Annotated in this window: 27 protein-coding genes; 10 read left to right on the top strand and 17 right to left on the bottom strand. The window is 72.5% G+C overall.

Annotated elements, in window-relative coordinates:
• Positions 1 to 42: 42 nt before the first annotated feature.
• On the bottom strand, positions 43 to 1,335 hold the full coding sequence (locus ACQUQD_RS23665) for a geranylgeranyl reductase family protein (protein WP_428954143.1): 1,293 nt from the start codon (positions 1,333 to 1,335) through the stop codon (positions 43 to 45).
• 97 nt (positions 1,336 to 1,432) lie between these two features.
• Here ACQUQD_RS23665 and ACQUQD_RS23660 point away from each other — a divergent pair, with 97 nt between their 5' ends.
• Both ACQUQD_RS23660 and ACQUQD_RS23655 read left to right on the top strand, forming a co-directional pair.
• Positions 1,433 to 1,942 (top strand): GNAT family N-acetyltransferase, encoded by a 510-nt coding sequence (locus ACQUQD_RS23660; protein ID WP_428954142.1) that lies wholly within the window; start codon positions 1,433 to 1,435, stop codon positions 1,940 to 1,942.
• Between the two features lie 120 nt (positions 1,943 to 2,062).
• The gene (locus tag ACQUQD_RS23655; RefSeq protein ID WP_428954141.1) at positions 2,063 to 2,407 is read left to right on the top strand and encodes a PASTA domain-containing protein; all 345 of its coding nucleotides are present in this window, start codon (positions 2,063 to 2,065) and stop codon (positions 2,405 to 2,407) included.
• On the opposite strand, the gene ACQUQD_RS23650 is transcribed toward ACQUQD_RS23655, so the two are convergent.
• The 8 genes from ACQUQD_RS23650 to ACQUQD_RS23615 form a co-directional block, all read right to left on the bottom strand.
• On the bottom strand, positions 2,391 to 4,754 hold the full coding sequence (locus ACQUQD_RS23650) for a zinc-ribbon domain-containing protein (protein ID WP_428954140.1): 2,364 nt from the start codon (positions 4,752 to 4,754) through the stop codon (positions 2,391 to 2,393). The two genes, ACQUQD_RS23655 and ACQUQD_RS23650, sit on opposite strands and share 17 nt — an antisense overlap.
• Before the next feature lie 125 nt (positions 4,755 to 4,879).
• On the bottom strand, positions 4,880 to 5,569 hold the full coding sequence (locus tag ACQUQD_RS23645) for a demethylmenaquinone methyltransferase (protein ID WP_428954139.1): 690 nt from the start codon (positions 5,567 to 5,569) through the stop codon (positions 4,880 to 4,882).
• 210 nt (positions 5,570 to 5,779) lie between these two features.
• On the bottom strand, positions 5,780 to 6,373 hold the full coding sequence (locus tag ACQUQD_RS23640) for an imidazolonepropionase-like domain-containing protein (RefSeq protein ID WP_428954138.1): 594 nt from the start codon (positions 6,371 to 6,373) through the stop codon (positions 5,780 to 5,782).
• A gap of 7 nt (positions 6,374 to 6,380) precedes the next feature.
• On the bottom strand, positions 6,381 to 7,580 hold the full coding sequence (gene mqnC / locus ACQUQD_RS23635; RefSeq protein ID WP_428954137.1) for a cyclic dehypoxanthinyl futalosine synthase: 1,200 nt from the start codon (positions 7,578 to 7,580) through the stop codon (positions 6,381 to 6,383).
• 46 nt (positions 7,581 to 7,626) lie between these two features.
• Positions 7,627 to 8,304 (bottom strand): prepilin peptidase, encoded by a 678-nt coding sequence (locus tag ACQUQD_RS23630; protein WP_428954136.1) that lies wholly within the window; start codon positions 8,302 to 8,304, stop codon positions 7,627 to 7,629.
• An 11-nt stretch (positions 8,305 to 8,315) separates the two neighbouring features.
• The gene (locus ACQUQD_RS23625) at positions 8,316 to 8,744 is read right to left on the bottom strand and encodes a hypothetical protein (RefSeq protein WP_428954135.1); all 429 of its coding nucleotides are present in this window, start codon (positions 8,742 to 8,744) and stop codon (positions 8,316 to 8,318) included.
• Positions 8,745 to 8,850: 106 nt separating this feature from the next.
• Positions 8,851 to 10,482 (bottom strand): protein kinase domain-containing protein, encoded by a 1,632-nt coding sequence (locus ACQUQD_RS23620; protein WP_428954134.1) that lies wholly within the window; start codon positions 10,480 to 10,482, stop codon positions 8,851 to 8,853.
• A 180-nt stretch (positions 10,483 to 10,662) separates the two neighbouring features.
• Positions 10,663 to 11,556 carry a menaquinone biosynthetic enzyme MqnA/MqnD family protein gene (locus tag ACQUQD_RS23615; protein WP_428954133.1) on the bottom strand — a complete coding sequence of 298 codons (894 nt, stop codon included), beginning with the start codon at positions 11,554 to 11,556 and terminating at the stop codon, positions 10,663 to 10,665.
• Between the two features lie 271 nt (positions 11,557 to 11,827).
• Here ACQUQD_RS23615 and ACQUQD_RS23610 point away from each other — a divergent pair, with 271 nt between their 5' ends.
• Positions 11,828 to 12,031 (top strand): cold-shock protein, encoded by a 204-nt coding sequence (locus ACQUQD_RS23610; protein WP_003998944.1) that lies wholly within the window; start codon positions 11,828 to 11,830, stop codon positions 12,029 to 12,031.
• Between the two features lie 138 nt (positions 12,032 to 12,169).
• On the opposite strand, the gene ACQUQD_RS23605 is transcribed toward ACQUQD_RS23610, so the two are convergent.
• The gene (locus ACQUQD_RS23605; RefSeq protein WP_428954132.1) at positions 12,170 to 12,742 is read right to left on the bottom strand and encodes a helix-turn-helix domain-containing protein; all 573 of its coding nucleotides are present in this window, start codon (positions 12,740 to 12,742) and stop codon (positions 12,170 to 12,172) included.
• A gap of 83 nt (positions 12,743 to 12,825) precedes the next feature.
• Here ACQUQD_RS23605 and ACQUQD_RS23600 point away from each other — a divergent pair, with 83 nt between their 5' ends.
• Positions 12,826 to 13,554 (top strand): AzlC family ABC transporter permease, encoded by a 729-nt coding sequence (locus tag ACQUQD_RS23600; protein ID WP_428954131.1) that lies wholly within the window; start codon positions 12,826 to 12,828, stop codon positions 13,552 to 13,554.
• On the top strand, positions 13,551 to 13,865 hold the full coding sequence (locus ACQUQD_RS23595) for an AzlD domain-containing protein (RefSeq protein WP_428954130.1): 315 nt from the start codon (positions 13,551 to 13,553) through the stop codon (positions 13,863 to 13,865). The genes ACQUQD_RS23600 and ACQUQD_RS23595 overlap by 4 nt, the downstream gene beginning before the upstream one ends.
• A gap of 57 nt (positions 13,866 to 13,922) precedes the next feature.
• Here ACQUQD_RS23595 and ACQUQD_RS23590 read toward each other — a convergent pair whose 3' ends face one another.
• Positions 13,923 to 15,143 (bottom strand): MFS transporter, encoded by a 1,221-nt coding sequence (locus ACQUQD_RS23590; RefSeq protein ID WP_428954129.1) that lies wholly within the window; start codon positions 15,141 to 15,143, stop codon positions 13,923 to 13,925.
• Positions 15,144 to 15,254: 111 nt separating this feature from the next.
• Complete coding sequence (locus ACQUQD_RS23585; protein ID WP_428954128.1) at positions 15,255 to 15,749, bottom strand: DUF2000 family protein; 495 nt, start codon at positions 15,747 to 15,749, stop codon at positions 15,255 to 15,257.
• Here ACQUQD_RS23585 and ACQUQD_RS23580 point away from each other — a divergent pair.
• Entirely contained in the window at positions 15,748 to 16,587 is an 840-nt protein-coding gene (locus ACQUQD_RS23580) for a helix-turn-helix domain-containing protein (protein ID WP_428954126.1), read from the top strand. The genes ACQUQD_RS23585 and ACQUQD_RS23580 overlap by 2 nt on opposite strands.
• 7 nt (positions 16,588 to 16,594) lie before the next feature.
• On the opposite strand, the gene ACQUQD_RS23575 is transcribed toward ACQUQD_RS23580, so the two are convergent.
• Complete coding sequence (locus ACQUQD_RS23575; protein WP_428954125.1) at positions 16,595 to 18,007, bottom strand: MFS transporter; 1,413 nt, start codon at positions 18,005 to 18,007, stop codon at positions 16,595 to 16,597.
• Between the two features lie 222 nt (positions 18,008 to 18,229).
• Between ACQUQD_RS23575 and ACQUQD_RS23570 the strand changes: the two genes are divergently transcribed.
• Positions 18,230 to 19,099 (top strand): helix-turn-helix transcriptional regulator, encoded by an 870-nt coding sequence (locus tag ACQUQD_RS23570; RefSeq protein WP_428954124.1) that lies wholly within the window; start codon positions 18,230 to 18,232, stop codon positions 19,097 to 19,099.
• Between the two features lie 31 nt (positions 19,100 to 19,130).
• Here the strand turns inward: ACQUQD_RS23570 and ACQUQD_RS23565 are convergent, their stop codons facing one another.
• Positions 19,131 to 20,432, bottom strand: a complete 1,302-nt coding sequence (locus tag ACQUQD_RS23565; protein ID WP_428954123.1) for an acetyl-CoA C-acetyltransferase — start codon at positions 20,430 to 20,432, stop codon at positions 19,131 to 19,133.
• A gap of 69 nt (positions 20,433 to 20,501) precedes the next feature.
• On the opposite strand from ACQUQD_RS23565, the gene ACQUQD_RS23560 reads away from it, so the two are divergent.
• The gene (locus ACQUQD_RS23560) at positions 20,502 to 21,845 is read left to right on the top strand and encodes a 3-oxoacyl-ACP reductase (protein WP_428954122.1); all 1,344 of its coding nucleotides are present in this window, start codon (positions 20,502 to 20,504) and stop codon (positions 21,843 to 21,845) included.
• 65 nt (positions 21,846 to 21,910) lie between these two features.
• Positions 21,911 to 22,795 (top strand): MaoC/PaaZ C-terminal domain-containing protein, encoded by an 885-nt coding sequence (locus tag ACQUQD_RS23555; RefSeq protein WP_428954121.1) that lies wholly within the window; start codon positions 21,911 to 21,913, stop codon positions 22,793 to 22,795.
• On the opposite strand, the gene ACQUQD_RS23550 is transcribed toward ACQUQD_RS23555, so the two are convergent.
• The 3 genes from ACQUQD_RS23550 to ACQUQD_RS23540 all read right to left on the bottom strand — a co-directional run bounded on the left by ACQUQD_RS23550 (position 22,792) and on the right by ACQUQD_RS23540 (position 25,664).
• Positions 22,792 to 23,406, bottom strand: a complete 615-nt coding sequence (locus ACQUQD_RS23550) for a TetR/AcrR family transcriptional regulator (RefSeq protein WP_428954120.1) — start codon at positions 23,404 to 23,406, stop codon at positions 22,792 to 22,794. The genes ACQUQD_RS23555 and ACQUQD_RS23550 overlap by 4 nt on opposite strands.
• A gap of 251 nt (positions 23,407 to 23,657) precedes the next feature.
• Positions 23,658 to 24,992, bottom strand: coding sequence for a dicarboxylate/amino acid:cation symporter (locus tag ACQUQD_RS23545; protein WP_428954119.1), 1,335 nt, complete (start codon positions 24,990 to 24,992; stop codon positions 23,658 to 23,660).
• Positions 24,993 to 25,370: 378 nt separating this feature from the next.
• Positions 25,371 to 25,664: a DUF4229 domain-containing protein gene (locus tag ACQUQD_RS23540; protein WP_428954118.1), complete on the bottom strand. Its 294-nt coding sequence runs from the start codon at positions 25,662 to 25,664 to the stop codon at positions 25,371 to 25,373.
• 98 nt (positions 25,665 to 25,762) lie between these two features.
• Between ACQUQD_RS23540 and ACQUQD_RS23535 the strand changes: the two genes are divergently transcribed.
• Positions 25,763 to 26,284 (top strand): N-acetyltransferase family protein, encoded by a 522-nt coding sequence (locus tag ACQUQD_RS23535; protein WP_428954117.1) that lies wholly within the window; start codon positions 25,763 to 25,765, stop codon positions 26,282 to 26,284.
• Positions 26,285 to 26,325: the final 41 nt, after the last annotated feature.

The raw sequence follows: 26,325 nt of genomic DNA, 5'->3' as shown, positions 1-26,325 counted from the left end.
CTGGCGGGCGGCGATACGCGCCGCCGCCCGCGCCCGCCGGGCTCACGCCTTCGGCGCGACCTTGGTCAGCCCGTTGATGATGCGGTCCATCGCGTCGCCGCCGGTCGGGTCCGTCAGGTTCGCGAGCATCTTCAGCGTGAACTTCATCAGGACCGGGTGGGTCAGACCCCGCTGCGTCGCGATCTTCATGACCTTCGGGTTGCCGATCACCTTCACGAAGGCGCGGCCCAGCGTGTAGTAGCCGCCGTACGTGTCCTTCAGCACCTTCGGGTAGCGCTGCAGGGCCAGTTCGCGCTGGGCGTCGGTGGCGCGGGCGTGGGCCTGCACGATGACGTCGGCGGCGATCTGCCCGGACTCCATGGCGTACGCGATGCCCTCGCCGTTGAACGGGTTGACCAGGCCGCCCGCGTCACCGACCAGGAGCAGGCCCTTGGTGTAGTGCGGCTGGCGGTTGAAGGCCATGGGGAGGGCGGCGCCGCGGATCGGCGTCGTCATGTTCTCCGGGGTGTAGCCCCAGTCCTCCGGCATCGACGCGCACCAGGCCTTGAGGACCTCGCGCCAGTCCAGCTCGCGGAACGCCTTGGAGGAGTTGAGGATGCCGAGGCCGACGTTGGACGTGCCGTCGCCCATGCCGAAGATCCAGCCGTAGCCGGGCAGCAGGCGGTCCTCGCCGGGGCCGCGCCGGTCCCACAGCTCCAGCCAGGACTCCAGGTAGTCGTCGTCGTGGCGGGGCGACTCGAAGTACGTGCGCACCGCGACGCCCATCGGCCGGTCCTCGCGCCGGTGCAGGCCCATCGCCAGCGACAGCCGCGTGGAGTTGCCGTCGGCCGCGACGACGAGCGGGGCGTGGAAGGTGACGGCGGTCTTCTCGTCGCCGAGCTTGGCGTGCACGCCGGTGATGCGGCCGGTGCGGTCGTCGACGATCGGGGCGCCCACGTTGCACTGCTCGTACAGCCGCGCGCCCGCCTTCTGGGCCTGGCGGGCGAGCTGCTCGTCGAAGTCGTCGCGCTTGCGGACCAGCCCGTAGTCCGGGTACGAGGCGAGGTCGGGCCAGTCCAGCTGGAGGCGGACGCCGCCGCCGATGATGCGCAGGCCCTTGTTGCGCAGCCAGCCCGCCTCCTCGGAGATGTCGATGCCCATGGAGACGAGCTGCTTGGTGGCGCGCGGGGTGAGGCCGTCGCCGCAGACCTTCTCACGGGGGAACGCGGTCTTCTCCAGGAGCAGGACGTCGAGCCCCGCCTTGGCGAGGTAGTAGGCGGTCGTCGAACCGGCCGGCCCGGCCCCGACGACGATCACGTCTGCGCTGTACTCGGAGAGGGTCTTGGGTTCGGTCACGGCGGGTTCTCCCCAAGGCTCGAAAAGGGTGTGCCGTGCGGCACGGACATGGGCAGTCTATTCAGCGGTACCGATCACCCAGCCGAAGGGCCAGCCCATGAGTCGAGTCCTGCCCGCCGTGGATCTGCGCGTCCCCACTCACGAGGACGCCTTCGCCTGGCACCGGGTGTTCGACGACCCGGACGTCATGGAGTTCCTCGGCGGCCGGGCCGCGGCGTCCGAGCTGTCGGTCCATCACGAGGCGACGGCCCGCCAGCGCATGCACGACGCGGAGCTCGGCTTCTGCCTGTGGTCGCTGCTCGACGAGGAGGGCGACGTCATCGGGTTCACCGGCGCGCAGCCCTGGCGGCACGCCTGGGGGCCCGTCGGCGAGATCGAGATCGGCTGGCGGCTGGGCCGCGCGTACTGGGGCAGGGGCTATGCGACGGCCGCCGCGCTCGCCACCCTGGACCGGCTGCGGGCCGCGGGGATCGGCAGCGTCGTCGCGATGGTCGACGCGCTCAACGAGCGTTCGATCGCGGTGACCCGCCGTCTGGACATGACCCGGGCGGAGACGTTCGTGACGCCCACCGGCCGTCAGGGCCACTGCTTCCGGCTGGAGTTGTAGCGGTCACCCGCAGCTGCGCCGGCCGGCCGGAGCGGTGTCGGTGTCGGTGTCGGTGTCGGTGTCGGTACGAGCCGTTTCGCGCGGCGCCCCGCGGAGCTACCCTTCCGGTACCTCCTGGGGGTGACCTCTGTGCACATACCACCCAAGAAGCCGCCGGAAGTCCGGGTGCCGAAGCTGGTCGGTCTGATGGCGGTCGACGCGCGCAGCGCGGCCGAGCAGCACGGTGTGCGGCTCGCGACTCCCGACCGGCCCGACTTCCCGCTCCCGACCGTCGACTACGTGGTGCGCCAGTATCCGCTGCCCGGCGCGGAGGTCCCCCGGGACGCCGCGGTCACCATCTGGTTCGACCTGGGTGAGGGCGAGGGCGGCGGGGGCGTGCGCGTGCCCCGCGAGCCGGGCCCGCGGGGCGGTGGCATGCGCCGTGAACTGGACGAACCGGCCGAGCCGTTCAGTCCGTGTCCGTGAGACGCCAGGAGTCGAGGCCGACCCGGTAGGTGTCCGCCAGGTCGGGCCAGACGTCCTCCTTGCCGGTCAGGAAGATCGTGTACTCGGTGCCGTCGGCGGCGATGTACGACTGGTCGATGCCGTGGATCGTCTGCCCGGCCTCGTTCTCGTACGTGTACTCCCACAGGGCGCCCTCCGCGCCCTGGAAGGTGTTCGTCTCCAGACGGATGCGCCGGTAGTCCGTCTTCTTCCCGTCCTCCTTGAGGTGCTTCTCCATGGCGAGCAGGTTGCCGTGCGAGGTGTAGCCCGCGTCCGGGATGACGCCGACGATGTACTTCTCCATGCCGGTGCTGCCCGCGTACGTGATCTGGCTGCCGTTCGCGACGCCGACGCGGTCCCACACGTCCGGGATGACGAAGGAGAAGCCCTTCTCGTCGAAGACCTGGTGGTAGCCGCTCGGCACGTCGGGCAGGTCGGTGGGCGCGGCGGTGTCCGGGCTCGCGCTCACCGCGTCGGAGGTCGCGGACGACGGCGAGGGTGCCGGTGAGGCGGCCGGCCCCTGGGACTCCTCGGTCCGGGCCGCGACCGGCTTGTCGTCCTTGCCGCCCTTCGAGCCGTCGCCGTCGTCCTGGAGCAGCAGGACACCGGCCGCGGCGCCGCCCCCGATGACGAACGCGCCGACGATGGTGCCGACCCAGACGCCGACGCGCCGCTTCGGCTCCGGTGCGCCCGGCGGCAGCGGGCCGAGGTGGACGGCGCCCGGCCCGTACGCCGCCGGGGCCTGGCCCGGCATCGTGGGCAGCGGCGCCGCGTCGAACACGGGGGCCTGACCGTACGCCGCCGGGGCCTGGCCGAACACCGGTGCCTGGCCGGGCAGGGCCGGGACCGGCGCGGGCACGATCCCCGTCCCGACCCCGAACAGCTGCATCAGGTACGGCACGAGGAACGCGGCGCCGCCGATCCACAGCAGCCCGAACAGCAGCGCGTCCGGCACGCTCAGGCCGAGTTCGATCCGGCCCGTTCCGCTGCCGAAAAAGTCGAGGTCCCCGGCGAACTCCGCGCCGGCGCCGCCGACTGCGGCGAGCAGCAGGAAGAGGCCGAAGAAGAGCCCCGCGGACAGGAGTTGCTCGCGCCGGTCGAGCGAGCGGCGGGCGGTGAGGACGCCGACGACCAGGGCGCAGACCAGCCCGAGGGCGAGGGCGTAGACGAGCGCCCCGGAGCCGAGTTCGTCGCCGAGCCGGGACAGGCCGAAGGACTCCTTCTCGTATCCGCCGCTGCCGAACGACGACGAACCGCGGCCCTCGATCTGCAGCGGCGCGCCCCAGCACAGGCCGAGCACGGCGAGGGCGAGGTTGGGCAGCAGCATCAGGATCGCGCCGAGCGCCGCCGCGGCCGAGCCGTCGAAGTCGGAGGAGTCGGCGACGTCGGACGGGCTGGTGCCGCCGTCCTCGCCGAAGACCGCGAGCCCGATCCAGCCGAGGACCGCGGCGATCAGCAGCACCCACCCCATGGCGCGCACGGCCGTGCCGAAGGCCCGCACCGTCATGCGCACGCCGGGCCGCGCGGCGGCGACCCGGTGCTTCAGATCGTCGCCGTACAGCACGCCCCCGGCGACGGCGAGCGCGAGCAGCAGCGTCCACAGCGCGGTGAGGAACGGCGCCGTGGACAGCGAGACGTCCTGGATGTCCGGCTGCCCGATCAGCCCGAGCACCAGCGTCGCGCCGGTCACCAACAGGGCGACGCGTACGGCCGCCTCCAGCCCTGCGGTGCCGGCGGCCGCGCCGTCCGCGCCGTTCTGTGCACCGGGCACGGTCCGCGCGTACAGGCGGGTGCGCAGGATCCGTACGGCGATGACGAGCGCCACGATCCACACCACGGTCACCAGGAGCGGGATCACCGAGAGCGACGCGGTGCCGGAGGAGCCGGAGTCGTAGCCGCCGTACATCGATCCGCCGGAGCTGCCGCCGGAGATCTCCAGGCTGCCGCCGAGGCCCTGGAGCAGGGAGGCCAGCGCGATGCGCATCCGGTCCGCGAAGCCGACGACGACGTGGTCGGAGTCCTGCCCGTAGGACGGAACGGCGAAGGCGAACGCGGCGATCAGCAGCAGCCCGACCGGCCACAGCGCGGCCTGCGCCGCCCCGGCCCAGTCGCCGCGCAGAGCGCGTCCGAAGAACTGCCCGGCGGCCGAGGGCTGAGCGGGGCCCGGGGCGTAGGCGGGCGGCGGCGGTGGGGCGGGGGCGGCGGCCGGCGGGGGTGGCGCGGCGGGGACGGGCGGGGCTGCGGCCGCGGTCCGTTCACGCCCGCATCTCATGCAGAAGCGGGCCTCTTCGGGAGCCTCGGCTCCACAGTGCGGGCAGAACGACGGCATCGGGAAGCTCCGTGATGATCCGGGGACGACCGGGTGACGCACCGTCACCGGGTGTCACCACGTACTCAACGGACTCATCTTTCCCGTGGCGTGGTTCCCGTCAACTTCAATACGGGGAACGGGACTTACTTGATACCGCGGTGCAGCGCGACGATGCCGCCGGTGAGGTCGCGCCAGGCCACCTTCTGCCAGCCCGCGCCCTGGAGGCGGGTGGCCAGCTCCGGCTGGGTGGGCCAGCTGCGGATCGACTCGGCGAGGTAGACGTAGGCGTCCGGGTTCGAGGAGACGGCCCGCGCGACCGGCGGCAGCGCGCGCATCAGGTACTCGGTGTAGACCGTGCGGAACGGGGCCCACGTCGGGTGGCTGAACTCGCAGATGACGACGCGGCCGCCCGGCTTGGTGACCCGGTACAGCTCGCGCAGCGCCTGGTCGGTGTCCTGGATGTTGCGCAGCCCGAAGGAGATCGTCACGGCGTCGAACGTGTCGTCCTTGAACGGCAGCTTCGTGCCGTCGCCCGCCGTGAACGGCATCCACGGGTGGCGCTGCTTGCCGACCCGGAGCATGCCGAGGGAGAAGTCGCAGGGCACGACGTAGGCGCCGGCCTGCGCGAACGGCTGCGAGGACGTGGCCGTGCCGGCGGCGAGGTCGAGGATCTTCTGCGCCGGGCGCGCGTCGACCGCCTTGGCGACCTCCTTGCGCCACAGCCGGGCCTGTCCCAGGGACAGCACGTCGTTGGTGAGGTCGTACTTCTCCGCCACGTCGTCGAACATGGAGGCGACTTCGTGGGGCTGCTTGTCCAAGGATGCGCGGGTCACGCCTCCCATTGTGGCAGGGCGGGGCCCGGGTCCGGGTGACCGGGATACGTCTGCCGGCGGCGCTCTCGTCGCCGGGGGCGGGTTCGGTGGGGCCGGTCGTGCGGTACCCCGCGCCCGTTGAAGACCGGCTGCGTCTGCCCGGTCGCTGAATCGTCGCGAACTGACAGCCGGTGGGCCCGCTTCGCGCAGTTCCCCGCGCCCCTGGGGTGCTCAGCGTCCCCGGTACACCAGGCGTCCGCCGATCACCGTTGCCACGCAGGTGGACGCGCCGCGCCGGACCAGGTCCGCGCGGTCCTCCACGTCGAACACGGCGAACCGGGCCGGGCCGCCCTCGGCGAGAGCGGGCAGGAGCACCAGCGGCTTCGGGGACAGGGAGACGGGGCCGGGGAGACCGTCCGGGCGGGCGGCGAAGACCAGGCCCGAGCGCTGCGCCACCTCCAGGACCGGCTTGGCCCGCAGCTCCCCGGCGAGGGCCACCGTGCCGTGCGCGAACAGCCGCTGCACACCGCGCCGCGCGCTGGGCCCGAGCAGCGCGGGGTCCGCCCGGAAGATCTCCCGGGCGCGCTCCCCGCCGATCGGGGCGGAGCCGTACGTGTCGGCCTCGCGCGGATCGGGGTGGTACGTGTGCTCCAGGATCTCCGGACCGTACGGGTTGAGCAGCCCCGGCGTGAGGATGCCGGGCCAGCGCCGCACCCGCGCCTGCGGATGTGCGGCGGCCAGCTCCTCGTACGGGCCGAGCGCCTTGACCAGTTCGCCCTCGACGAGGACGGACGAGCCGTCGGCGACGGTGTGAAGTGTCAGCAACGCAGGCTCAGTTGGTGGCCACGAGCTTGAGCTCGGGGTGGGCCGTGCCGCCGTCGATCGCGGTGGACGAGATGTGCGACATGACGCGCTCGTCGACCGGGTCGTTCGCCGGGTCGTCGTGCACGACGAGGTGCTCGTACGTCGTGGCGCGCTGGGCGGGGACGCGGCCGGCCTTGCGGATCAGCTCGATGATCTCCATGCGGTTCGAGCGGTGCTTGGCACCGGCCGAGGAGACGACGTTCTCCTCCAGCATGATCGAGCCGAGGTCGTCGGCGCCGTAGTGGAGCGACAGCTGGCCGACCTCCTTGCCGGTCGTCAGCCACGAACCCTGGATGTGCTGGACGTTGTCCAGGAAGATCCGGGCGATCGCGATCATCCGCAGGTACTCGAAGAGCGTGGCCTGCGTGCGGCCCTTGAGGTGGTTGTTCTCCGGCTGGTACGTGTACGGGATGAAGGCCCGGAAGCCGCCCGTCCGGTCCTGTACGTCGCGGATCATGCGCAGGTGCTCGATGCGCTCGGCGTTCGTCTCGCCGGTGCCCATGAGCATGGTGGAGGTCGACTCGACGCCCAGGTTGTGGGCGGCCTCCATGATCTCCAGCCAGCGCTCGCCGGACTCCTTCAGCGGGGCGATGGCCTTGCGCGGACGCTCCGGGAGCAGCTCGGCACCGGCACCGGCGAAGGAGTCGAGCCCGGCGGTGTGGATCCGCTGGATCGCCTCCTCGACCGACACCTTCGAGATACGGGCCATGTGCTCGACCTCGGAGGCGCCCAGGCTGTGGATGACCAGCTCGGGGTACGCCTTCTTGATCGCGGAGAAGTGCTCCTCGTAGTACTCCACGCCGTAGTCCGGGTGGTGTCCGCCCTGGAACATGATCTGGGTGCCGCCCAGCTCGATCGTCTCCGCGCAGCGGCGCAGGATGTCGTCGAGGTCGCGGGACCAGCCCTTCTTGGTGTCCTTCGGGGCCGCGTAGAAGGCGCAGAACTTGCACGCCGTGACGCACACGTTCGTGTAGTTGATGTTCCGCTCGATGATGTACGTCGCGATGTGCTCGATCCCGGCGTACTTGCGGCGGCGGATCGCGTCGGCGGCGGCGCCGAGCGCGTGCAGCGGGGCGTCCCGGTACAGCTCGACGGCCTCTTCCGGGGTGATGCGCCCACCGGCGGCGGCACGGTCGAGGACGGACTGCAGTGCGGCCTTCTCGGTCACCGGGCGTGCCCCTTTCAGAGGTGTAGAGCTGAATTCTCAGCGTACGTCAGGCCGCCGTGGCCCCCAGCAGAACCCCCGCGAACGCCCCCACGATCATGAACGGCCCGAACGGGATCTCGGTCCTGCGCCCCGCACGCCGGGTCAGGACCAGGACGGTGGCGTACAGCCCGTTCAGCAGCACACCCGCGAACGCCCCGAGGAACAGCACGCCCCACCCGTACCAGCCGAGCGCCGCCCCGAGCCCGAGCGCCAGCTTCACGTCCCCGAACCCCATGCCCTTCGGATGGATCAGCAGGAGCAGCAGGTATCCGCCGCCCAGGCCGACGGCTCCGAGCAGTGAGCCACGCCACGACCCGCCCGGGTCCGGCAGCAGCGCGGCGCCACCGAGCGCGGCCACGGCGAGCCCGGCCAGCGGGAAGGTGAGCACGTCCGGCAGCCGGTGCACGGCGAAGTCGACGGTGCCGAGCAGCACGCACAGCGGCGCGAGCAGCAGCCAGGCGCCGAGCTCGGGCCGGGTCCCGGTGGCCGCGGCGAGCAGGGCGCAGGCCCCGGCGGTGACGGCGCCGAGCACCGGGGCGGAGGGACCCGGCCGAGCCCCCAGCCAGCCCCGGGCCGCGCGCCACGGCTGCTCCGGCTCGACGGAGAGACGGTACGCGGGGCGCGGCAGCAGGGCCCCGGCGGCGGCGCCCCACAGGGCGGCGATCGCGGCCAGTGACCCGTCCATGGCGGCTGTCACTAGTAATACGGGTTGTAGAACTTGCCGCTGTAACAGGTGGCCTGCACGCTCGATCCCAGGACGTTGTCCACCTGAACCCTGGCACTCACGATGCCGTTGGTGTGCGAGGCCGACGGCGTCCAGGTCTTCGACGAGTTGTACCCGTCGTGGTTCTCGTGCCAGGAGTAGTTGTAGCTGGCTCCCGTGCCGGTGGTGATGTTGATGCGCACACGGACCCAGGCGCCGTCCTTGTCGGCGTCCTTGACTCCGAACGTCGTGTTCATCGACGTCTTGCCGGTGAAGGAGGGGGCTGCCAATACCCCCACCGCCCCGCCGTCGGACGTCGTACACGACTTGACCGCGGTTGCGGCCCCAGCCGGTGCGACCCCCAGTCCGACCGCGCTCACCACGGCCGCCGCCCCCACGATCGCGACACGAACCGCTCTCATGACATCCCCCTCACGTCAGGTCACCTCAGACCTCTCCAGAGGCCCGACGAGGGGTGATCCTAGAGACGTTCAATCACTAGCGTGTTCGGTTGAGGGAACTTGCCGCTCAGTCCGTCCGGCTCAGCCGGGCCTTCGGGCTGCCGGCCTTGGGGTCGTCCGAAGTGAACCGGAGCGCCTTGCCGTCCGGGCGCAGATGTACGGGGTGAGGGGACTGAATGCACTGCCCCTCGTTCCCCTTCTTGCCGCGGCCGACAGCCGTGAGTTCCTTGTCGGTCACCGATTTCAGAGTGAGCACGTCGACGCAGACGCCACCGAGAGCGTCCGTCTGTGTCACCGTCCCGACGGCCTCCCCCGGCGAGGCCTGATGGATGACGATGTCGAAGGTACCTCCCGGCAGAGGCTGACCAAGGCTCTCCACCGTGCCCTGCCCCTGCCAGGAACCCACGTAGAACGTCGGCACGGCGCCGGCACCCGAGTCCGAAGCCGAAGCCGAGACGGTCGGCCGCGCCCCGGCCGCATGGCCGCTCCGATCGTCGCTCCCGGAGTCCGGCAGCATGTTCACCACGATCGCCCCGCCCAGCGCGACCACCGCGAACGCTCCGGCCACGGCCAGTGCGACCGAGCAACTCACCTTGCGGCCGCGGCCGTTCTCGGTCGCCGGGGTCGACGCCGCCATCACCGACAGCGACAGCCGGCCCGGCCTGGCGTCCTCCGTGGTGGGCTCGGTGCGCGGCTGCGGTACGGCGGAGGCGTATGACGGGTCGGGCGGTCCGAAGACGCCCGGGGCGCCGCCGCCCGTGACCGCCGGGCTGCTGAAGCCGACCGGGCCGGTGGCGGGAGTGGCGCCCTCCAGGTCCAGGAGTTGCACAGCGCTGCGCGAGACCTGCTCGACCAGTGCCCCCGGCAGCCAGCCCGCCGCGACCAGGCGGGACGCGCCCTCGGGGGCCAAACGCCGGGCAACTTCCTCGGGGGCGGGTCGAGCGGACGCCTCCTTCGCCAGGCAGGCGGCGACAATGTCCCGCAACTCACCCGACAGTCCGTCCAGTTCGGGCTCCTCGTGGACGACCTTGTAGAGGAGCGCGGCCGACGAGTCGCCGGGGAAGGGGGACTCCCCCGTCGCCGCGTACGCGAGCACCGCGCCGAGCGAGAAGACGTCCGCGGCGCCCGTGACGCCCTTGCCGAGGATCTGCTCCGGCGCCATGTAGCCGGGCGAGCCGATGGAGACGCCGGTCGACGTGAGCGAGGCCGTGCCGTCGGTGGCGCGGGCGATGCCGAAATCGATGAGCCGCGGTCCGTCCACGGTCAGCAGCACGTTGGAGGGCTTCACGTCCCGGTGCACGAGCCCCAGGCCGTGCACCGCCGCCAGCGCTTCCGCGAGGCCCGCGCCCAGCACCCGTACGGAGTGCTCGGGCAGCGCCGTACCGGCACCGGCGGCCTGCGCGAGCGAGGGCCCCGCGACATACCCCGTCGCCACCCACGGCACCCGCGCCGTCGGGTCTGCGTCGAGCACCGGCGCGGTCCACGCCCCGCCGACCCGGCGGGCCGCCTCCACCTCGCGCCGGAACCGCGCCCGGAACTCCTCGTCGAGCGCGAAGTGGGGATGCACCACCTTGACGGCGACGGTCCGCCCGCCGGCGCTGCGGCCCAGGTACACCCGGCCCATGCCCCCGTGCCCGAGCCGGCCGAGCAGCCGGTAGGGACCCACCGTCGTCGGTTCGTCGGCCTCAAGCGGCTGCATCCCGTGGACCTCCCCCGAGCTCTCCCCACACCACGCACGTGCCCCAGCAGGGTAGTCCCGCGGCATGAATGTCGCGTGTTCACCTTGATTTCATGCCGGACCCACGGAATTCGGCAAGCGCGTTCATGGGAATTCCCTCGCGCACGCACAGCCGAATTCCGTGCGATTCCGGCAAAGGGATCAGCGTGCGAGGAGTTCCACGGCCACGTCGGCGGGAAATCCGGTGGTCGGACCGACCCGTCGCGCGAACTCCGTGACGCCTTCCAGCTGCGCCGAACCGAACCGGAAGTCGAGCGTCGTGAAGTACTCCTCCAGAACGTTCTCGTCGAAGACCTCCCAGCGGGCCGCCTGCTCGGCGACCTTGGTGACCTCTTCCAGCGACACGTCCCGCGACGCCAGGAACGCCTCGTGGACCTGGCGGGTGATGGCCGGCTCCCGCGCGGCGTAGTCCTTGCGCGCGGCCCACACGGCGAAGACGAACGGCAGCCCCGTCCACTCCTTCCACATGGCGCCCAGGTCGTGCACCTGCAGCCCGAGCCGCGGGGCGTCGTGCAGGTTGGCCCGCAGCGCCGCGTCGCCGATGAGCACGGCGGCCTCCGCGTCCTGCATCATCAGACCGAGGTCGGGCGGGCAGGTGTAGTAGTCCGGCTGTACGCCCACGCGCTCGGCCAGCAGCAGCTGGGCGAGCCTGACCGACGTACGCGACGTGGAACCGAGCGCCACCCGCCGCCCGTCGAGCCGGTCGAGGGGCACCTGCGACACGATCACGCAGGACATCACGGGGCCGTCGCAGCCGACGGCCAGATCGGGGAAGGCGACCAGCTGGTCGGCGGCCTTCAGGAACTCGACCAGGGTGATCGGACCGATGTCCAGGTCGCCCTGCACCAGCTGCTCACTGAGCTTCTCCGGGGTGTCCTTCGTGAGCTCGAAGTCGAGGAGCGATCCCGTCCTGGCGAGGCCCCAGTAGAGGGGCATGCAGTTCAGGAACTGGATGTGGCCTACGCGCGGCCGGGTGCGCCGCGCGGCCTGAGAGATCTCGGGAGAATTGTCCACATCGGCGAGGCTAGACCCCATGAGGTACGGTGCATGCTCCGGGTCGGCGCGGGGCGCCGGTCAACCCGTCTCAGGCCTCCGTCAAACCTCCGGGTGACGTGATCTTGCCCTCTATTGCATTCGGCTGCCTACGTGCTAGGCTCGCCGCAAGTTGCAGTTTGGTTTCCCTTGCAGTACAGAGCCTGCGGAGCATGTGACCGCGGGCTCTCGTCGTTTTCAGACTTTTGCAGTTGTTCGCAAGCGCATTTGCAGGTTCTGGAGCAGGGCGACCCTTTGGCCCATAGGAGGGCTTATGGCTACCGGAACCGTGAAGTGGTTCAACGCTGAAAAGGGCTTTGGCTTCATCGCCCAGGAAGGCGGCGGCCCGGACGTCTTCGTCCACTACTCCGCGATCAACGCTAGCGGCTTCCGCTCCCTCGAGGAGAACCAGGCCGTCAGCTTCGACGTCACGCAGGGCCCGAAGGGTCCGCAGGCGGAGAACGTCACCCCCGTCTGATCGTTCGCGATCGCACGGCACGTGCCGTGATCTGATCCGGAACCTAGAGCAGTACCCAAGGAGCCCCGCTCCCCGCCGACTTCGTCGACCGGGTGAGACGGGGCTCCTGCCTTTGCGTACGGACCCTCGAAGGCCGGCTCAGGAGTGCTGCATCACCAGGACGCAGGTGGTGCCCGGCTCCAGGGCTTCACAGACGTGCGGCAGGTCGCCGCGGTAGGCGAGGTAGTCACCGGGGGCGAGTTCGACCGGTGCGTCGCGGGGGCCCGCGCGCAGGCGTCCGGTGCCGACGACGATGTGCTCGACGGTGCCGGGCATGTGCGGCTCGGACTCGCGTACGGAGCCCGGCTCGACGGCCACGTGGTAGATGTCGCGGCGAGCCCCGGGCGGGCTCGCGGAGAGCAGGGTGGCGGCGTAGTCGGCCCGCTCGGAGGGAACCGCCGGGCCCTGGCCGGCCCGGATCACCTGGACCGCCGGCGCGGCCGGGTCGACGAGCGCGCTGAAGGGGACGTCCAGGGCGACCCCGAGCGCCCAGAGCGTCTCCACGCTGGGCTTGCCGTTCGCCGCTTCCAGTTGGGACAGCGTGGACTTGGCGATGCCCGCCCGTTTGGCCAGCTCGGAGAGGGAGAGGCCGGCGCGGGTGCGTTCACGGCGCAGCGCGGCGGCGATCCGGTCGAGCGGCAGGCCGCCCCCTGACGCGTCCGGTTTCGGCATGACCTCTCCAGTCCTCTCGTTCGCTGTGGCGACCCTATCGTTCGGCTTGACGAACGCCCAGCCGTCCGCGCATGCTCACTCTCATGCGTTCGCTACACCGAACAGTAAGCCTGACAGGCCGAACGAGCCGTGCGGGCCGGCCGGCCTGGTCGGGTGCGCTGGACCGTGGCCTGCTCCGGGACATCGCCCTCGTCTGCCTCGCCGACGCCGTCGTCGGTGTCTCGTTCGGGGCCGTCGCCGTCGCGAGCGGGCTGCCCGTGTGGCTTCCGGTGGTGATGTCGCTGCTCGTCTTCGCGGGATCGGCGCAGTTCAGTGCCGTGGGGGTGTTCGCCGCGGGGGGCGGACCCGTCGCCGCGGCCGCGACCGGCCTGCTCCTCAACACCCGTACCGCCGCCTTCAGTCTCGCCGTCGCCGACGCGCTCGGCCGCTCCTGGCCCGCGCGGCTGCTGGGCGCGCATCTCGTGACCGACGAGACGGCGGCGTTCGTCCTCGCCCAGAGCGATCCGGCGCGGCGCCGGACCGCCTTCTGGATATCGGGCGTCGGCCTGTTCGCGGCCTGGAACGCGAGCGTGCTCGTAGGGGCCCTCGCCGGTTCCGCGCTCGGGGACACCGACCGGTTCGGGCTCGACGCCGCCTTCCCCGCGGTGCTGCTCGCCCTGGTGCTGCCCGCGCTGCGGGAGGAGCGCGGGTTGCGACGGTCCGCCGCGGCCGGGGCCGTCGTCGCGGTCGCCGCCACTCCTTTCCTGCCCGCCGGTGTGCCCGTGCTGCTCGCGCTCGGCGGGCTGCTGGTCCGGCTCCGGAGGCCCGCGTGAACCCTCAGCTCATCGCCGTCCTCGCCCTCGCCGCCGGAACCTACGTCTTCCGGCTGGCCGGCCCCGCACTCCAGGGGCGGATCGAACTTCCCCCGTCCGTACGCGAGTTGCTGACCACCGGCGCCACGGTCCTGCTGGTCGCGCTGCTCGCCACCGGGGCCCTGACGGCGGGTCACGGGTTCGCCGGGTGGGCCCGTCCCGCCGGTGTGCTGGTCGGCGGGGTGCTCGCGTGGCGGCGGGCACCCTTCGCCGTGGTGGTCGTGGCCGCGGCCGCGGTGACGGGACTGCTGCGGCTGGCGGGACTGCCCTAGGACCTGCCGCGGAGCGCGTACGCCACATCGCCCAGGACCTGCCGCAGAGCGCGTACGTCACAGGACCGGCACCGCCGCGTCCGTCCGGCCGCGCTCGGCCCACCGCGCCGCCGGGCCCATCGCCGCGCCCGCCGCCAGGAACACCGCCCCGAGCACCAGCCATCCGGGCACGCCCCACGTCACCAGGAGCGCCGTCAGGACGAGGGGGCCGACGGTGCGGGCGAGCGGGACACCCGTGCCGAAGAAGCCCTGGTACTGGCCGACCCGGCCGGCCGGGGCCAGCGCGAACGCCAGGTGCCAGGAACCGGCCGACTGCTGCATCTCGCCCACGAGTTGGAGGACCGAGGCGAGGACCAAGGCGGCCGCCGCGCCCCACGGACCCAGGCCGCCCGCGGCCGAGGCGGCGAACACCGCGCACGACGCCAGCATCACCGCTCCGGAGCGGCGTACGGCCCGGGTCGCGGAACGCACCCCGTCGGCGCCGACGCCCCGCGCCATCCGGACCTGGAACGCCGTCACACCAAGGGTGTTGAGCACGAACAGCGCCGACACCAGCCAGCCCGGGGCGGCCGTGTGCGCCACGATCCACAGCGGCACGGCGAGCGAGAGCAGCGGCATGCGCAGCAGGAGAACGGCGTTGAGCAGCGTCACGGCGGCATAGGGCCGGTCGCGCAGCACCGCGAGGCGCGGCTCGCTCGCGGCGGGCGCCGGGACCGGTGGGACGGCGGGCAGCCGGCCGAGGACCAGCGCGCAGACGGCGAACCCTGCGCCGTCGAGCGCGAACACCGCGAGATAGCCGGCGGGGGTGTCGTGCTGCAGGGCCAGGCCGCCGACGCCCGCCCCGACCGCCAGGCCCGCGTTGAGCGTCGACTGCAGCCGTGCCAGGACGCCGGTGCGCTCGTCCGGCTCGACGAGGCCCGCGAGCAGCGCCTGCCGGGCCGCGGCGAGCCCGCACTGCGCGACGGCGTACGCGACGACCGCGAGCAGGAACGCCGGGTACGAGCGGATCACCAGGAAGGACAGCACCGCCGCGGCCGTGGCCAGGGCCAGCAGGACGGAGGCGCCGCGCGGGCCGCGCCGGTCCGCGAGCGCGCCGAGCGGCACTCCGGCGACGGCGCCGACCGCCCATGCCAGGGTGAGGGCGAGGCCGATCTGGGTGGCGGAGAGGCCGACGACGCGGGTGAAGTAGAGCGCGGACGTCACGTAATAGGCGCCGTCCCCGACGGAGTTGGCGAGCTGGGCGGCAGCGAGGGCTCGGACGTGCGATCTGCTGGGCATGGGTCGAAGGTAGGCCTGAATGGCCCAGTGGAAGTAGGCCATTTACCGGCTCTCCCACTGGGCCAATTCAAGGGCTGAGTCGCTGGGCCACGCCCCGGGTTCACAGCACGGTCAGCCGTGCATGCGCGCGCCCTTCAGGGCCTTGTCCACGGCGTTGCGCGGCCCGTACACGGCGATGCCGACCAGGTCCAGATCGGCGGTGGGGACGGCGCGTACGGCCGCCCGGTTGTCGGTGTCGTTGCCGGTGGCGAACAGGTCGGCGGTGAACACGGCGCGCGGCAGGCCACGCTGGAGCGCGCGGCCGTGCGCGGCGGTCAGCACCTCCTTGCCGCCCTCGAAGACCAGCACCGGCTGGCGGAACATCGGCAGGTACGGGGTGTCGTCGGCGTCGATGTACGGCTCCCCGACCACCTCGGGAAGCTGGGTGCCGAGGCCGCTCACGAGGAACGCCGTCACATTGAGCCGCTGCCAGGTCTCCAGGTCGTCCCGGAGCAGCACGGCGATCTTGGTGTCGAAACGGACGGGGCGCTGGTCGGCAGAGGTCTGTGTGCTCATGCCTTGAGACTGCCGACCGGCATGCGGTCCGGTCTTGTACGTTTTTTGCATGGCGGCCGGCGGCGCACGGACCGGGGAGTCCGAGCAGATCACCGCGTGGCGCCCCGGGGTGAAGGGCGTCACGGAGGTCTTCCATGCCCACTTCACGCGGCACGCCTATCCGATGCACGTGCACGACACCTGGACGCTGCTGATCGTCGACGAGGGCGCCGTCCGCTACGACCTGGAGCGGCACGAGCACGGCACCCCGCTCGGCACCGTCTCGCTGCTGCCCCCGCAGGTCCCGCACAACGGCTCGGCGGCCACCCCGCTCGGTTTCCGCAAGCGGGTGCTGTACCTGGAGGCGGGCGGCGGACCGCTGGACGAGTCGTTCATCGGGCCCGCCGTGGACACCCCCGACCTCGCGGACCCGCTGCTGCGGCACCGCATCAGCCAGCTCCACACCGCCCTCGCGCACCCCGGTGACGAGCTGGAGGCGGCGGCCCGGCTGACGTTCGTCGGGGAGCGGCTCCGCGCACGGCTGCGGCCCCGGCTCGCCGAGGAGACGCGCCCGGGCCCCGACCGCCGGGTGGCGACCGCACTGCGCGAACTGCTCGACGCCCGCCTCGTCGAGGGCGTCGACCTGGCCGAGGCAGCGGGCCTGGTGCACGCCCACCCGGCGCATCTGGTGCGCTCGTTCGGGGCGGCGTACGGGATCGCGCCGCACCAGTACCTGATGGCCCGCCGGGTGGACCGGGCCCGCCGCCTGCTCCTCGACGGACGGTCCCCCGGCGAGGTGGCCGCGGACTGCGGCTTCTACGACCAGTCGCATCTGACCCGGCACTTCAAGCGGGTGGTGGGGGTGCCGCCGGGGCGGTACGCGCGGGGCAGGATCCCGCCGGCTCCGTAGGCGCGGGTCACACCGGTTCGGCGCCCTTGCGCGGGAGCATGACCCGGCTCAGCAGCGCGGTGGCGGCCAGCAGCGCTCCCGCCACCACCAGGCTGGCCCGCATCCCGCCCAGGGAGAAGCCGGTCTCGCCAGAGCCCGCGATCAGGGCTCCGAACAGGGCCACGGCGAGGGCGCCGCCGGTCTGGCGCAGGGCGTTGAGGAGGCCGGACGCGGTGCCGACGCGGGGGCCGGGGACCGCGTCCATCAGCATCGCGGTGACCGCGGGGATCGCGAACGCGCCGCCGAGGCCGGTCGGGACCAGGAGCACGAGGAGCAGCCGGACCGGAGTGTGCGCGGTCAGCGGCAGCAGGGCGAACATGGCGACGGCCAGGACGAGTTGGCCGAGGACGATGACCGGGCGGCGGCCGAAGCGTTCGGCCATGCGCGGCGAGACGAGGTTCGTGGCGGTGATGATCGCCGCCAGCGGCACGAACACCAGGCCCGCCGCCGTCGCGGACATCCCGCGCAACTGCTGCAGGTACAGGCCGAGCAGGAAGACGACACCGTAGAAGCCGACGTTGACGGCGAACCCGACCGCCAGGGACACCGACACCGTGCGCGTCCGCAGCATGCTCAGCGGGACCATGGGGGCGCGGTGGCGCTTCTCCGTCACGTAGAAGGCGACGGCGCTGAGGACGGCCACCGCGAGCGCGGCGAGCACCGGGGCCGACGTCCAGCCGGTGTGACCGCCCTCGATGACCGCGAAGGTGAGGCCCGCGAGCGCGAGGACGGCGGTGACCTGGCCGGGGATGTCGAGGGGTGCCGGACGGCGCGGCGACGGGGCGACCTTCGTCAGCAGGGCCAGCACGGCCGCGCCGACGGGCAGGTTGAGGAAGAAGACCGCGCGCCAGCCGACGTGTTCGGTCAGGACGCCGCCGAGCACCGGGCCCGCCGCCATCGACACCGAGCCGCCGACCGTCCACAGGGCCACGGCCCGCGCCCGGCGCCGCGCGTCGTCGTACGCCTGCCGGATCAGCGCGAGCGAGGCCGGCATCAGCAGCGCCGCCGCCCCGCCCTGCGCGACACGGGCCGCGATCAGCGCGCCGAGGCTCGGGGCCAGGGCGCAGGCCAGCGAGGCGGCCGTGAACAGGGCGGTGCCGAGGGCATAGGCGCGGCGCGCGCCCGTCCGGTCGCAGAGCGCGCCGGCCGACAGCATCAGACCGGCGAACATCAGCGTGTACGCGTCGGCCACCCACTGCAGACCGGTCATGCCGCTGTGCAGCGTGGACCGGATGGCGGGCAGGGCGATGTTCACCGCCGAGACGTCGATGGTGATGACGGCGAAGCCGAGCAGCGCGGCCAGGAGGGCGGCGGTGCCGCCGCCCCGGCGGGGCGCTTCGGCGGCCGGTGCCGTGACGGGGTTACGGACGGGAGTGGTCACGCTGTCCTCCTGGAGCGGGGCGTCGAGGTGCGGGTGGGCGGAGGAGGCGGGCCGCGGCCCTGTGACATGCACTCCCTGGGCCCGGTCCCCCCGGCCACCCGCAACGGGCTCCACTCTGCGGCCGCCGCCCGGACGGTGGCAGGCCGCGTTCCACCGGGGTGCCGCGTTCCTGGCCCTGACACGGCCCCCCACCCCGCTGACCGGCCGTGGACAATGGAACGCATGGCTGAGACCACGGAACTGGGCAGGTATCTGCGGGCCCGACGAGCGCAGGTCGCCCCCACCGACGTGGGCCTGCCCGCGGGCACCGGGCTGCGCCGCACCCCGGGTCTGCGCCGCGAGGAACTGGCGACGCTCGCCGGGGTGAGCGTCGACTACTACACGCGCCTGGAGCGGGGCCGCGAGACCAACCCGTCGACCGCGGTGATCGACGCCATCGGCCGCGCCCTGCGGCTGCGCGGCGACGCCCACGAGCGTCTTCACGACCTGGCCGAGCTGGCCTCGGGCCGGCTCACCGTGCCGCACCCCACGACGGACGACACGGTCCGCGACTCGGTGCTGCAGATGCTGGAGGCGCTGCGCCCGATGCCCGCGTACGTGGTGAGCCGGTACAGCTACATGCTGGCCGCGAACCCGGCGGGCCGCCGCCTGCTGCCGGGCATGTGGGACCTGCCGCCCGAGAAGCGCAACGTGACCCGCTACCTCTTCCTGCACCCCGCGGGCCGCACGCTCTACGTGCCGTGGGAGCGGACCGTCGCCCAGTCGGTGGCGCATCTGCGCGCGGTGGGCGGCGCCGATCCGGACGACCCGAGGATGGCCGCGCTGGTCGGTGAACTCCTGCTCAAATCACCGGAGTTCGCGAGCATGTGGGACCGGTACGAGGTGCAGGAGCGGGGCGGGGGCACCAAGACGTTCGACCATCCCAAGGTCGGCGGGATGACTCTCACGTTCGAGGTGATGCAGCTGGCGCGCACGGGCGGCCAGCGCCTGGTGGCCTACCAGGCGCCGACCGGCTCCCCGGACGAAACGGCGATGCTCAAGCTGGACCCGGCCCACTCAAGCGCCGCCGGTTCAAGCCCCTCCGGCGCTTGAGGAGCGGGGTCCGGGCGGAGCCCCGTGCCCTTCAGGCCCGCTCCAGAACGGCCGTGACCCCCTGCCCACCCGCGGCACAGATCGAGATCAGCCCCCGCCCCGAACCCCCACGCTCCGCAAGCAGCTTGGCCAGCGTCGCAACGATCCGAGCCCCCGTCGCGGCGAAGGGATGCCCGGTGGCCAGCGACGACCCGGCCACATTCAGCCGCTCCCGGTCGACCGGCGCAAGCCCCTGCTTCTCCCACGCGGCCAGCGTCGCGAGAACCTGGGACGCGAACGCCTCGTGCACCTCGACGAGGTCGAAGTCCTCGATCCCGAGCCCGGCCCGCTCCAGCATCCGCGGCACGGCGTGGGCGGGCGCCATGAGCAGCCCGTCCCCGCCGCCCCCGGTGACGTCCCCGCCCACGAAGTCCACGGCAGCGGTCTCGTACGCGGTCAGGTACGCCAGCGGTTCCAGTCCGCGCGCCGCCGCCCACTCCTCGCTCGCGAGCAGCACCACGGCCGCGCCGTCGGTCAGCGGCGTCGAGTTCCCGGCCGTCATCGTCGGGTTCGGGTCCTTCACCCCGAACACCGGCTTCAGCGTGGCGAGTTTCTCGACGGTCGACCCGGGCCGCAGGTTCTGGTCCCGCTCAAGTCCCCGGTAGGGAACGACGAGTTCACCGAACAGTCCGCGGTCGTACGCCGCCGCGAGCCGCTGGTGACTGGTGGCGGCCAGCACGTCCTGCGCCTCGCGCCCGATGCCCCACTCGCGGGCCGTGACGGCGGCGTGCTCGCCCATCGACAGGCCGGTGCGCGGCTCGGCGTTGCGCGGGATGTCGGGCACGAGGTGCCCCGGCCTGATCCGGGCGAGCGCCTTCATCCGGGCCCCCGCCGACTTCGCGCGGCGCGCCGCCAGAAGGATCTTGCGCAGCTCGTCGTTCACGCCGAGCGGCGCGTCGCTCGCGGTGTCGGAGCCACCCGCGATCGCGCTCTCCGTCTGGCCGAGCGCGATCTTGTTGGCGGCGGCGATCACGGCCTGCAGCCCGGTGCCGCAGGCCTGCTGGATGTCGTACGCGGGCGTGCGCGCGTCCAGCATCGAACCGAGCACGGTCTCCCGGGCCAGGTTGAAGTCCCGGCTGTGCTTGAGCACGGCGCCGGCCACGAACTCGCCGACGGCGCCGGGCTCGTGGAGCTTGAAGCGGCCGACGACGCCGTCGAGCGCCGCGGTCAGCATCTCCTGGTTGGAGGCCGTCGCGTACGGGCCGTCGGAGCGCGCGAACGGGATGCGGCTGCCGCCGATGACGGCGACTCGGCGGGGCGGTGCCGGGGTTTTGGCGGTTTTCGCGGAGACCATCTCGACAACTCCTGACTACTGAGTAACCTTACTCTGAAGTAAATTTACGACCGAGCAGGGAGTTGGACAATGGCCGACCGCTATCTGAACTTCACCGGCACGGCCCCCGGCCGCTTCCTCACCCGGCGCCTCGGCCTTCCGCAGCCCGCGCCGCTGCGCCGCTGGAGCGCTGAACACCCCCACTTCACCGGGCAGTTGCTGCACTTCACGGCGGGCACGTCCGCGTACCGCAAGGAGCTGTCGGAGATCCTGAGCCGCACCGGGCTCGACGTCCGCGGCTCCCTCTCGGGCACGGACACGGACCGCCCCGTCGGCGTCGTCGTGGACGCGACCGCCGTCACCGGCCTGGACGCGCTCGCCGAGGTGCACGCCGCGCTGCACCCGGTCGTCCGCTCCGTCGCGGCGAACGGACGCGTGATCGTGCTCGGGGCGCCGCCGTCCGCCGACGACCACCACCAGGCCGCCGTCCAGCAGGGCCTGGAAGGATTCGTGCGCTCGCTCGGCAAGGAGATCGGCCGCGGCCGCACCGTGAACCTGGTCCGCGTCGCGGGACCGGTGACGGCCGCCGAGTCGACCCTGCGCTTCCTGCTCTCGCCCCGGTCCGCGTACATCAGCGGCCAGGTCCTCGCGGTCGGCGCCGAGGCGGCGGAGTCCACGGCGCCGGACGACTGGGAGCAGCCGCTCGCCGGGCGCACCGCCCTGATCACCGGCGCCGCACGCGGGATCGGCGAGGCCGTCGCCACGACCCTCGCCCGCGACGGGGCCCAGGTCGTCCTGCTCGACGTGCCGTCCGCCGAGGCCGACCTCGCGAAGGTCGCGGAGCGGCTCGGCGGGCGGGCGCTGCCGCTGGACATCACGGCCGACGACGCGGGTGAGCGCATCGCCGCGTTCACCGCCGACTCCGACGGGCTCGACGTCCTCGTCCACAACGCGGGCATCACGCGTGACCGCCGCCTGGCCAACATGCCCGCCGAGCGCTGGAGTTCGGTCCTCGACGTCAACCTCGCGAGCGTCCTGGGCACGACGGACACCCTCCTGAAGGCGGGGGCCGTGCGGCGCGGCGGCAGCATCGTCGCCACCGCGTCCATCGCGGGTATCGCCGGCAACACCGGGCAGACCAACTACGCCGCGAGCAAGGCCGGCATCGTCGGCCTCGTCCGCTCGCTCGCGCCGCGGGCCCTCGCCGAGCACGGCGTCACGGTGAACGCGGTGGCCCCCGGCTTCATCGAGACGAAGATGACGGCGGCCGTCCCGCTGTTCATCCGGGAGGCCGGACGCCGGATGAACTCCCTCGGCCAGGGCGGGCTCCCGGTGGACGTCGCGGAGACCACGGCATGGTTCGCCTCGCCCGGCTCCGGGGCGGTGAACGGCCAGGTGGTCAGGGTGTGCGGGCAGAGCCTGCTGGGCGCCTGACGGCGACGGCCGGTCCCCGCCGGTCCCGCACCCCGTCACCCCCGCCCTCTCCCCCAGGACCTGACATGACCGACCCCCGCACCGTCACCCTCGCCGCCACCCCGTCCCTCCTGCCCCACATGGCCCGAGGCGCTCTCCTGTCGCCCCTGAAGCGGCCCCGCCCGGACGCCCCGCTGCCCGCCACCCGGCTCGTGCAGCCCGCGCTCCAGGTCTCACAGACCCACCTCGCCGCCTACGAACGCGTCTGCGCCTTCGCCACCGGCCGGGCCGAGCTGCCCGTCACCTATCCGCACATCCTCGGATTCCCGCTCGCCATGCGGCTGATGTCCGAGCGCGCCTTCCCGCTGCCGCTGCTCGGCCTCGTCCACACCTCGATCGACATCACCCAGCGCCGCGACCTGCGCCCCACGGACACCTACCATCTGTCCGTCCAGGTAAGGGAGTTGGCCCCGCACCGGCGCGGTACGGAGGCCACCGTCGTCACCGAGCTGCGCACGGCCGCCGACGCCGAGGCCGACCCGGTGTGGCAGTCGGCGAGCACGTACCTGGCCCGGCACAAGACGCCCGCGGACCCGAACCCGCCCGCCCCGGAACCGTCCGCCTCGCAACCGTCCGCACCGCTGCCCCCGCTCAGCGAATGGCGCCTGAGCGCCGACCTCGGCCGCCGCTACGCCGCCGCGTCCGGCGACCGCAACCCCATCCACCTGCACCCGCTCACGGCCCGCCTCTTCGGCTTCCCCCGCGCCATCGCCCACGGCATGTGGACGGTCTCCCGCTGCCTGGCCGAATTCGGCGCGAGCGGGCCCGTACAGGTCCACGCGCGGTTCAAGGCGCCGGTGCTGCTGCCGGGCACGGTGACGTACGCGGCGAAGGGCACCGCCTTCGAGCTGCGGGCCGCGCGCGGCGACCGGGTGCACGTCACCGGCGAGGTCCGGGAGGCCGCCCGCTAACGGACGGACCAGCGCCGCCCCTCCATCAGGTTCCCCAGGCCCGACCACGCGAAGTTCATCATCGTCGCGGCGGCCTCCTTCGCGGAGACGGACGGGTCGGTGTTGGCCCACCCGGCGAGCGCCTCCGCCGCCCCGACCAGGGCCTGGGCGAGCCCGGCGACCTCCCGCTCGCCCGGCGCGGGGTCCCCGTGCGCCTCCCGCGCCGCCGCCGCGATCAGGGACGTCACGAAGGCGACGATCTCCTCCCGCATCGCCCCGACCTCCGCGACGAACGGCTCCCCGCCCGACCGCGCCTGGCTGTGCAGCACCGCCCACCCGTCGGGGCGCTCGGCGGTGTGCGTGTAGAAGGCGGTGAGCCCGTCCCACAGCTGCCGGTCGGCGGCCACATCGGTGCGCACCCCGGCGCGGACGGCGGCGATCAGCGCGCCCGCCTCCCGCCGGATGCAGGCGGTGAACAGGTCCTCCTTCGAGTTCAGGTACAGGTACACCAACGGCTTCGACACACCGGCGAGTTCGGCGATCTCGTCCATCGACGCGGCCCGGTACCCGCGCTCCCCGAACACCCGCACCGCGGCGTCCAGCATCTGCCGCTCCCGCTCGGCCCGTGGCATACGTCCACGGGCCTTCGGCCTCGCCGGACCGGGCGAGGCCCCGTCCTGCCGCGCCACCCCGGACTTCACGTCGCCGCCCACCCCAGCCGCCTTTCCTCCACACGTTCTGCACCGCTCACCCTACGCAGCGCGGTGCGCCCCGCCCCAGTTCGGGAGGGTGCCCGAGTACCCGGTCCGGGCCCGGACACGGCAGTGCCCCGCCCCCGGGGTCCGGGAGCGGGGCAGCGTGCCGGCGTACGAGCCGGGGGACGTCAGGCGGCGGCGGGCACGGCCACCGACTGCGGCTCGTCCACCGGGGAGGAGGACGCGTTGTCGTAGGCCTCGTGGTCGAGGATCTTCTCGCGGGCGGAGACGATCACCGGGACGAGGGCCTGGCCCGCGACGTTCGTGGCCGTCCGCATCATGTCCAGGATCGGGTCGATCGCCAGGAGCAGGCCGACGCCCTCCATCGGGAGGCCGAGCGTGGACAGGGTCAGGGTCAGCATGACCGTGGCGCCCGTCAGACCGGCCGTGGCGGCGGAGCCGACCACCGACACGAACGCGATGAGCAGGTAGTCGCCGATGCTCAGGTCGATGTCGAAGATCTGCGCGACGAAGATCGCGGCGATCGCCGGGTAGATCGCGGCGCAGCCGTCCATCTTGGTCGTGGCGCCGAACGGCACGGAGAAGGAGGCGTACTCCTTCGGGACGCCGAGGCGCTCGGTGACCTTCTGGGTCAGCGGCATGGTGCCGACCGAGGAGCGGGAGACGAAGGCGAGCTGGATCGCGGGCCAGGCGCCCTTGAAGAACTGCAGCGGGTTCAGCTTGGCGACGGTCGCGAGGAGCAGCGGGTAGACGCCGAACATCACCAGGGCGCAGCCGATGTAGATGTCGGCGGTGAAGGTCGCGTACTTGCTGATGAGGTCCCAGCCGTACGTGGCGATCGCGTAGCCGATGAGGCCGATGGTGCCGATCGGGGCGAGCTTGATGACCCACCACAGGGCCTTCTGGAGGAGCTCGAGGATCGACTCGGAGAGCGTCAGGATCGGCTTGGCCTTCTCGCCGATCTGGAGGATGGCGATGCCGGCGACGGCGGCCATGAAGACGATCTGCAGGACGTTCAGCTCGGTGAAGGGCGTGATGACGTCGGTCGGGACGATGCCCGTGAGGAAGTCGATCCAGGAGCCCGCGTGGTCCGGCTTGGCGCCGTCCTTCGGGGTCAGGCCGGTGCCCGAGCCCGGGTTGGTGAGCAGGCCGATGGCGAGGCCGATGGCGACCGCGATCAGCGACGTGATCATGAACCAGAGGAGGGTGCGGGAGGCGAGCCGCGCCGCGTTGTTGACCTTCCGGAGGTTCGTGATCGACACGAGGATCGCGAAGAAGACGAGCGGGGCCACGGCCAGCTTCAGGAGCTGGATGAAGATGCCGCCGACCTTCTCGAGCGTGGTGACGAGCCAGGAGACGTCCTGGCTGCGGGCGAGCCAGCCGAGCAGCACACCGAGGACGAGGCCGCCCAGGATCTGCGCCCAGAACGGGATCTTCGGTATGCGGAAGCCGGACTTCGGATCAGCCGGCGTCGCGTCGGCGGGGGTGGTGTTCGCGGACACGGAGACACTCCAGTGAGGGCGCGCGGGGACAAGGCGGGGAGTACGGGACGTACTGGAGCGGCGACCGTGAGATGAGGTCAGCGGCGCCGCTGCATCGGGCCGGAGGAGAACCGGCTGTCGCGTCAGGCGCGACAGGCCGCGGACATGCAGCGGCAGAGATCGACATGCAGGCGCGCCACGAGCGGGACGCTCATGGCAGTACGGTGCGCGGCTGATGTCTTCATGTCAGGAACGTTAACACCGGTGCTTTGAGAACATCAAAGGGGTTCTTTGGGGAATCTGCGAAGCACGTATGCCCCTTAAGCCGTATTTACCTTGAAAACGCAGGCACCCCCGGCACCTGAGCGGTGCCGGGGGCGGAGACGTCTGTGACGTAACTTACGCGCCGTGGGCGCGGGCGGCGTCGTCCGCCTCGTCCTCCATGGAGCGGTTCGCGTCCATGGTGGCCTTCGCGCGGTCCACGCGGGCGACGATCTTCTCGGAGGCCCGGTCGCGCTCGCCGCGCAGCAGCACGAAGCTGAGGGGCGCGGAGATGACCAGGGCGAGCAGTGCGATCCACAGGTAGTTGGATCCGCCCAGACCGCGCGGAACGAGGCCGGTGGCGACGAGACCCCAGACGACGAGGAAGCAGCCCACGAAGATCCCGAGGCGCATCAGCGTGTAGCGGAGCATCTCAATCCACTCTTCCGTTGCGAAATGGTCCCCCCAGTGAAGCACGGGCCCGGGGGCCCCTGTTGAGCGGTCCCTTCTGTAATGGGTACGGTCGGCTTATGCCGCTTACCTTCACCCTCGACCCGTCGATCGATCCGGCCCTGCGCGACGGCGTCCTCGCCCTGTGGGCGGACGTCTCGAACGCCGGCGGGGCCGTCGGATTCGTCCCGCCCGTCACTGCCGACGACATCCGCCCCGAGCTGGTGAAGCACCTGGCCGGGATGGCCGAGGGCCGCACCCGGCTGCTGGTCGGCCACGACGAGGACGGCGCGGTCGCGGCGACGGCGTTCCTGGTCCACAACCCGCACCGCCTCATGCGGCATCACCTGTGGCTCTACACCGTGATGGTGCATCCCAGACACCAGGGCAGGGGATACGGCCGGGCCCTCATGTCGGCCGCGGAGCGGACCGCGCGCGGTTTCGACGGCATCGAGGCGCTGCGGCTGACGTGCCGCGGCGGCACCGGGGCGGACGCCTTCTATGCGGCGTGCGGCTACAAGGAGGTCGGCCGGGTACCGGGGGCGATCCGGGTCGCCCCGGGGGACGACCGGGACGACATCCACATGATGCTGGCCATCTGAAGCCCCCCGGCGATTGAGCAGAGGGATCCGGGGGCGGAGCC

It is taken from the genome of Streptomyces sp. cg35 (genome assembly GCF_050410835.1).
GTDB lineage: Bacteria > Actinomycetota > Actinomycetes > Streptomycetales > Streptomycetaceae > Streptomyces.
This window is presented reverse-complemented; position numbering and strand designations above follow the sequence as displayed.

Coding starts and splice junctions, on each gene's coding strand:
- ACQUQD_RS23660 (WP_428954142.1), top strand. CDS start 1,433: ATGAGTCGAGTCCTGCCCGCCGTGGATCTGCGCGTCCCCACTCACGAG.
- ACQUQD_RS23650 (WP_428954140.1), bottom strand. CDS start 4,754: ATGCCGTCGTTCTGCCCGCACTGTGGAGCCGAGGCTCCCGAAGAGGCC.
- ACQUQD_RS23630 (WP_428954136.1), bottom strand. CDS start 8,304: ATGGACGGGTCACTGGCCGCGATCGCCGCCCTGTGGGGCGCCGCCGCC.
- ACQUQD_RS23625 (WP_428954135.1), bottom strand. CDS start 8,744: ATGAGAGCGGTTCGTGTCGCGATCGTGGGGGCGGCGGCCGTGGTGAGC.
- ACQUQD_RS23620 (WP_428954134.1), bottom strand. CDS start 10,482: ATGCAGCCGCTTGAGGCCGACGAACCGACGACGGTGGGTCCCTACCGG.
- ACQUQD_RS23615 (WP_428954133.1), bottom strand. CDS start 11,556: ATGGGGTCTAGCCTCGCCGATGTGGACAATTCTCCCGAGATCTCTCAG.
- ACQUQD_RS23610 (WP_003998944.1), top strand. CDS start 11,828: ATGGCTACCGGAACCGTGAAGTGGTTCAACGCTGAAAAGGGCTTTGGC.
- ACQUQD_RS23605 (WP_428954132.1), bottom strand. CDS start 12,742: ATGCCGAAACCGGACGCGTCAGGGGGCGGCCTGCCGCTCGACCGGATC.
- ACQUQD_RS23600 (WP_428954131.1), top strand. CDS start 12,826: ATGCGTTCGCTACACCGAACAGTAAGCCTGACAGGCCGAACGAGCCGT.
- ACQUQD_RS23590 (WP_428954129.1), bottom strand. CDS start 15,143: ATGCCCAGCAGATCGCACGTCCGAGCCCTCGCTGCCGCCCAGCTCGCC.
- ACQUQD_RS23580 (WP_428954126.1), top strand. CDS start 15,748: ATGGCGGCCGGCGGCGCACGGACCGGGGAGTCCGAGCAGATCACCGCG.
- ACQUQD_RS23585 (WP_428954128.1), bottom strand. CDS start 15,749: ATGCAAAAAACGTACAAGACCGGACCGCATGCCGGTCGGCAGTCTCAA.
- ACQUQD_RS23570 (WP_428954124.1), top strand. CDS start 18,230: ATGGCTGAGACCACGGAACTGGGCAGGTATCTGCGGGCCCGACGAGCG.
- ACQUQD_RS23565 (WP_428954123.1), bottom strand. CDS start 20,432: ATGGTCTCCGCGAAAACCGCCAAAACCCCGGCACCGCCCCGCCGAGTC.
- ACQUQD_RS23560 (WP_428954122.1), top strand. CDS start 20,502: ATGGCCGACCGCTATCTGAACTTCACCGGCACGGCCCCCGGCCGCTTC.
- ACQUQD_RS23555 (WP_428954121.1), top strand. CDS start 21,911: ATGACCGACCCCCGCACCGTCACCCTCGCCGCCACCCCGTCCCTCCTG.
- ACQUQD_RS23550 (WP_428954120.1), bottom strand. CDS start 23,406: ATGCCACGGGCCGAGCGGGAGCGGCAGATGCTGGACGCCGCGGTGCGG.
- ACQUQD_RS23540 (WP_428954118.1), bottom strand. CDS start 25,664: ATGCTCCGCTACACGCTGATGCGCCTCGGGATCTTCGTGGGCTGCTTC.
- ACQUQD_RS23535 (WP_428954117.1), top strand. CDS start 25,763: ATGCCGCTTACCTTCACCCTCGACCCGTCGATCGATCCGGCCCTGCGC.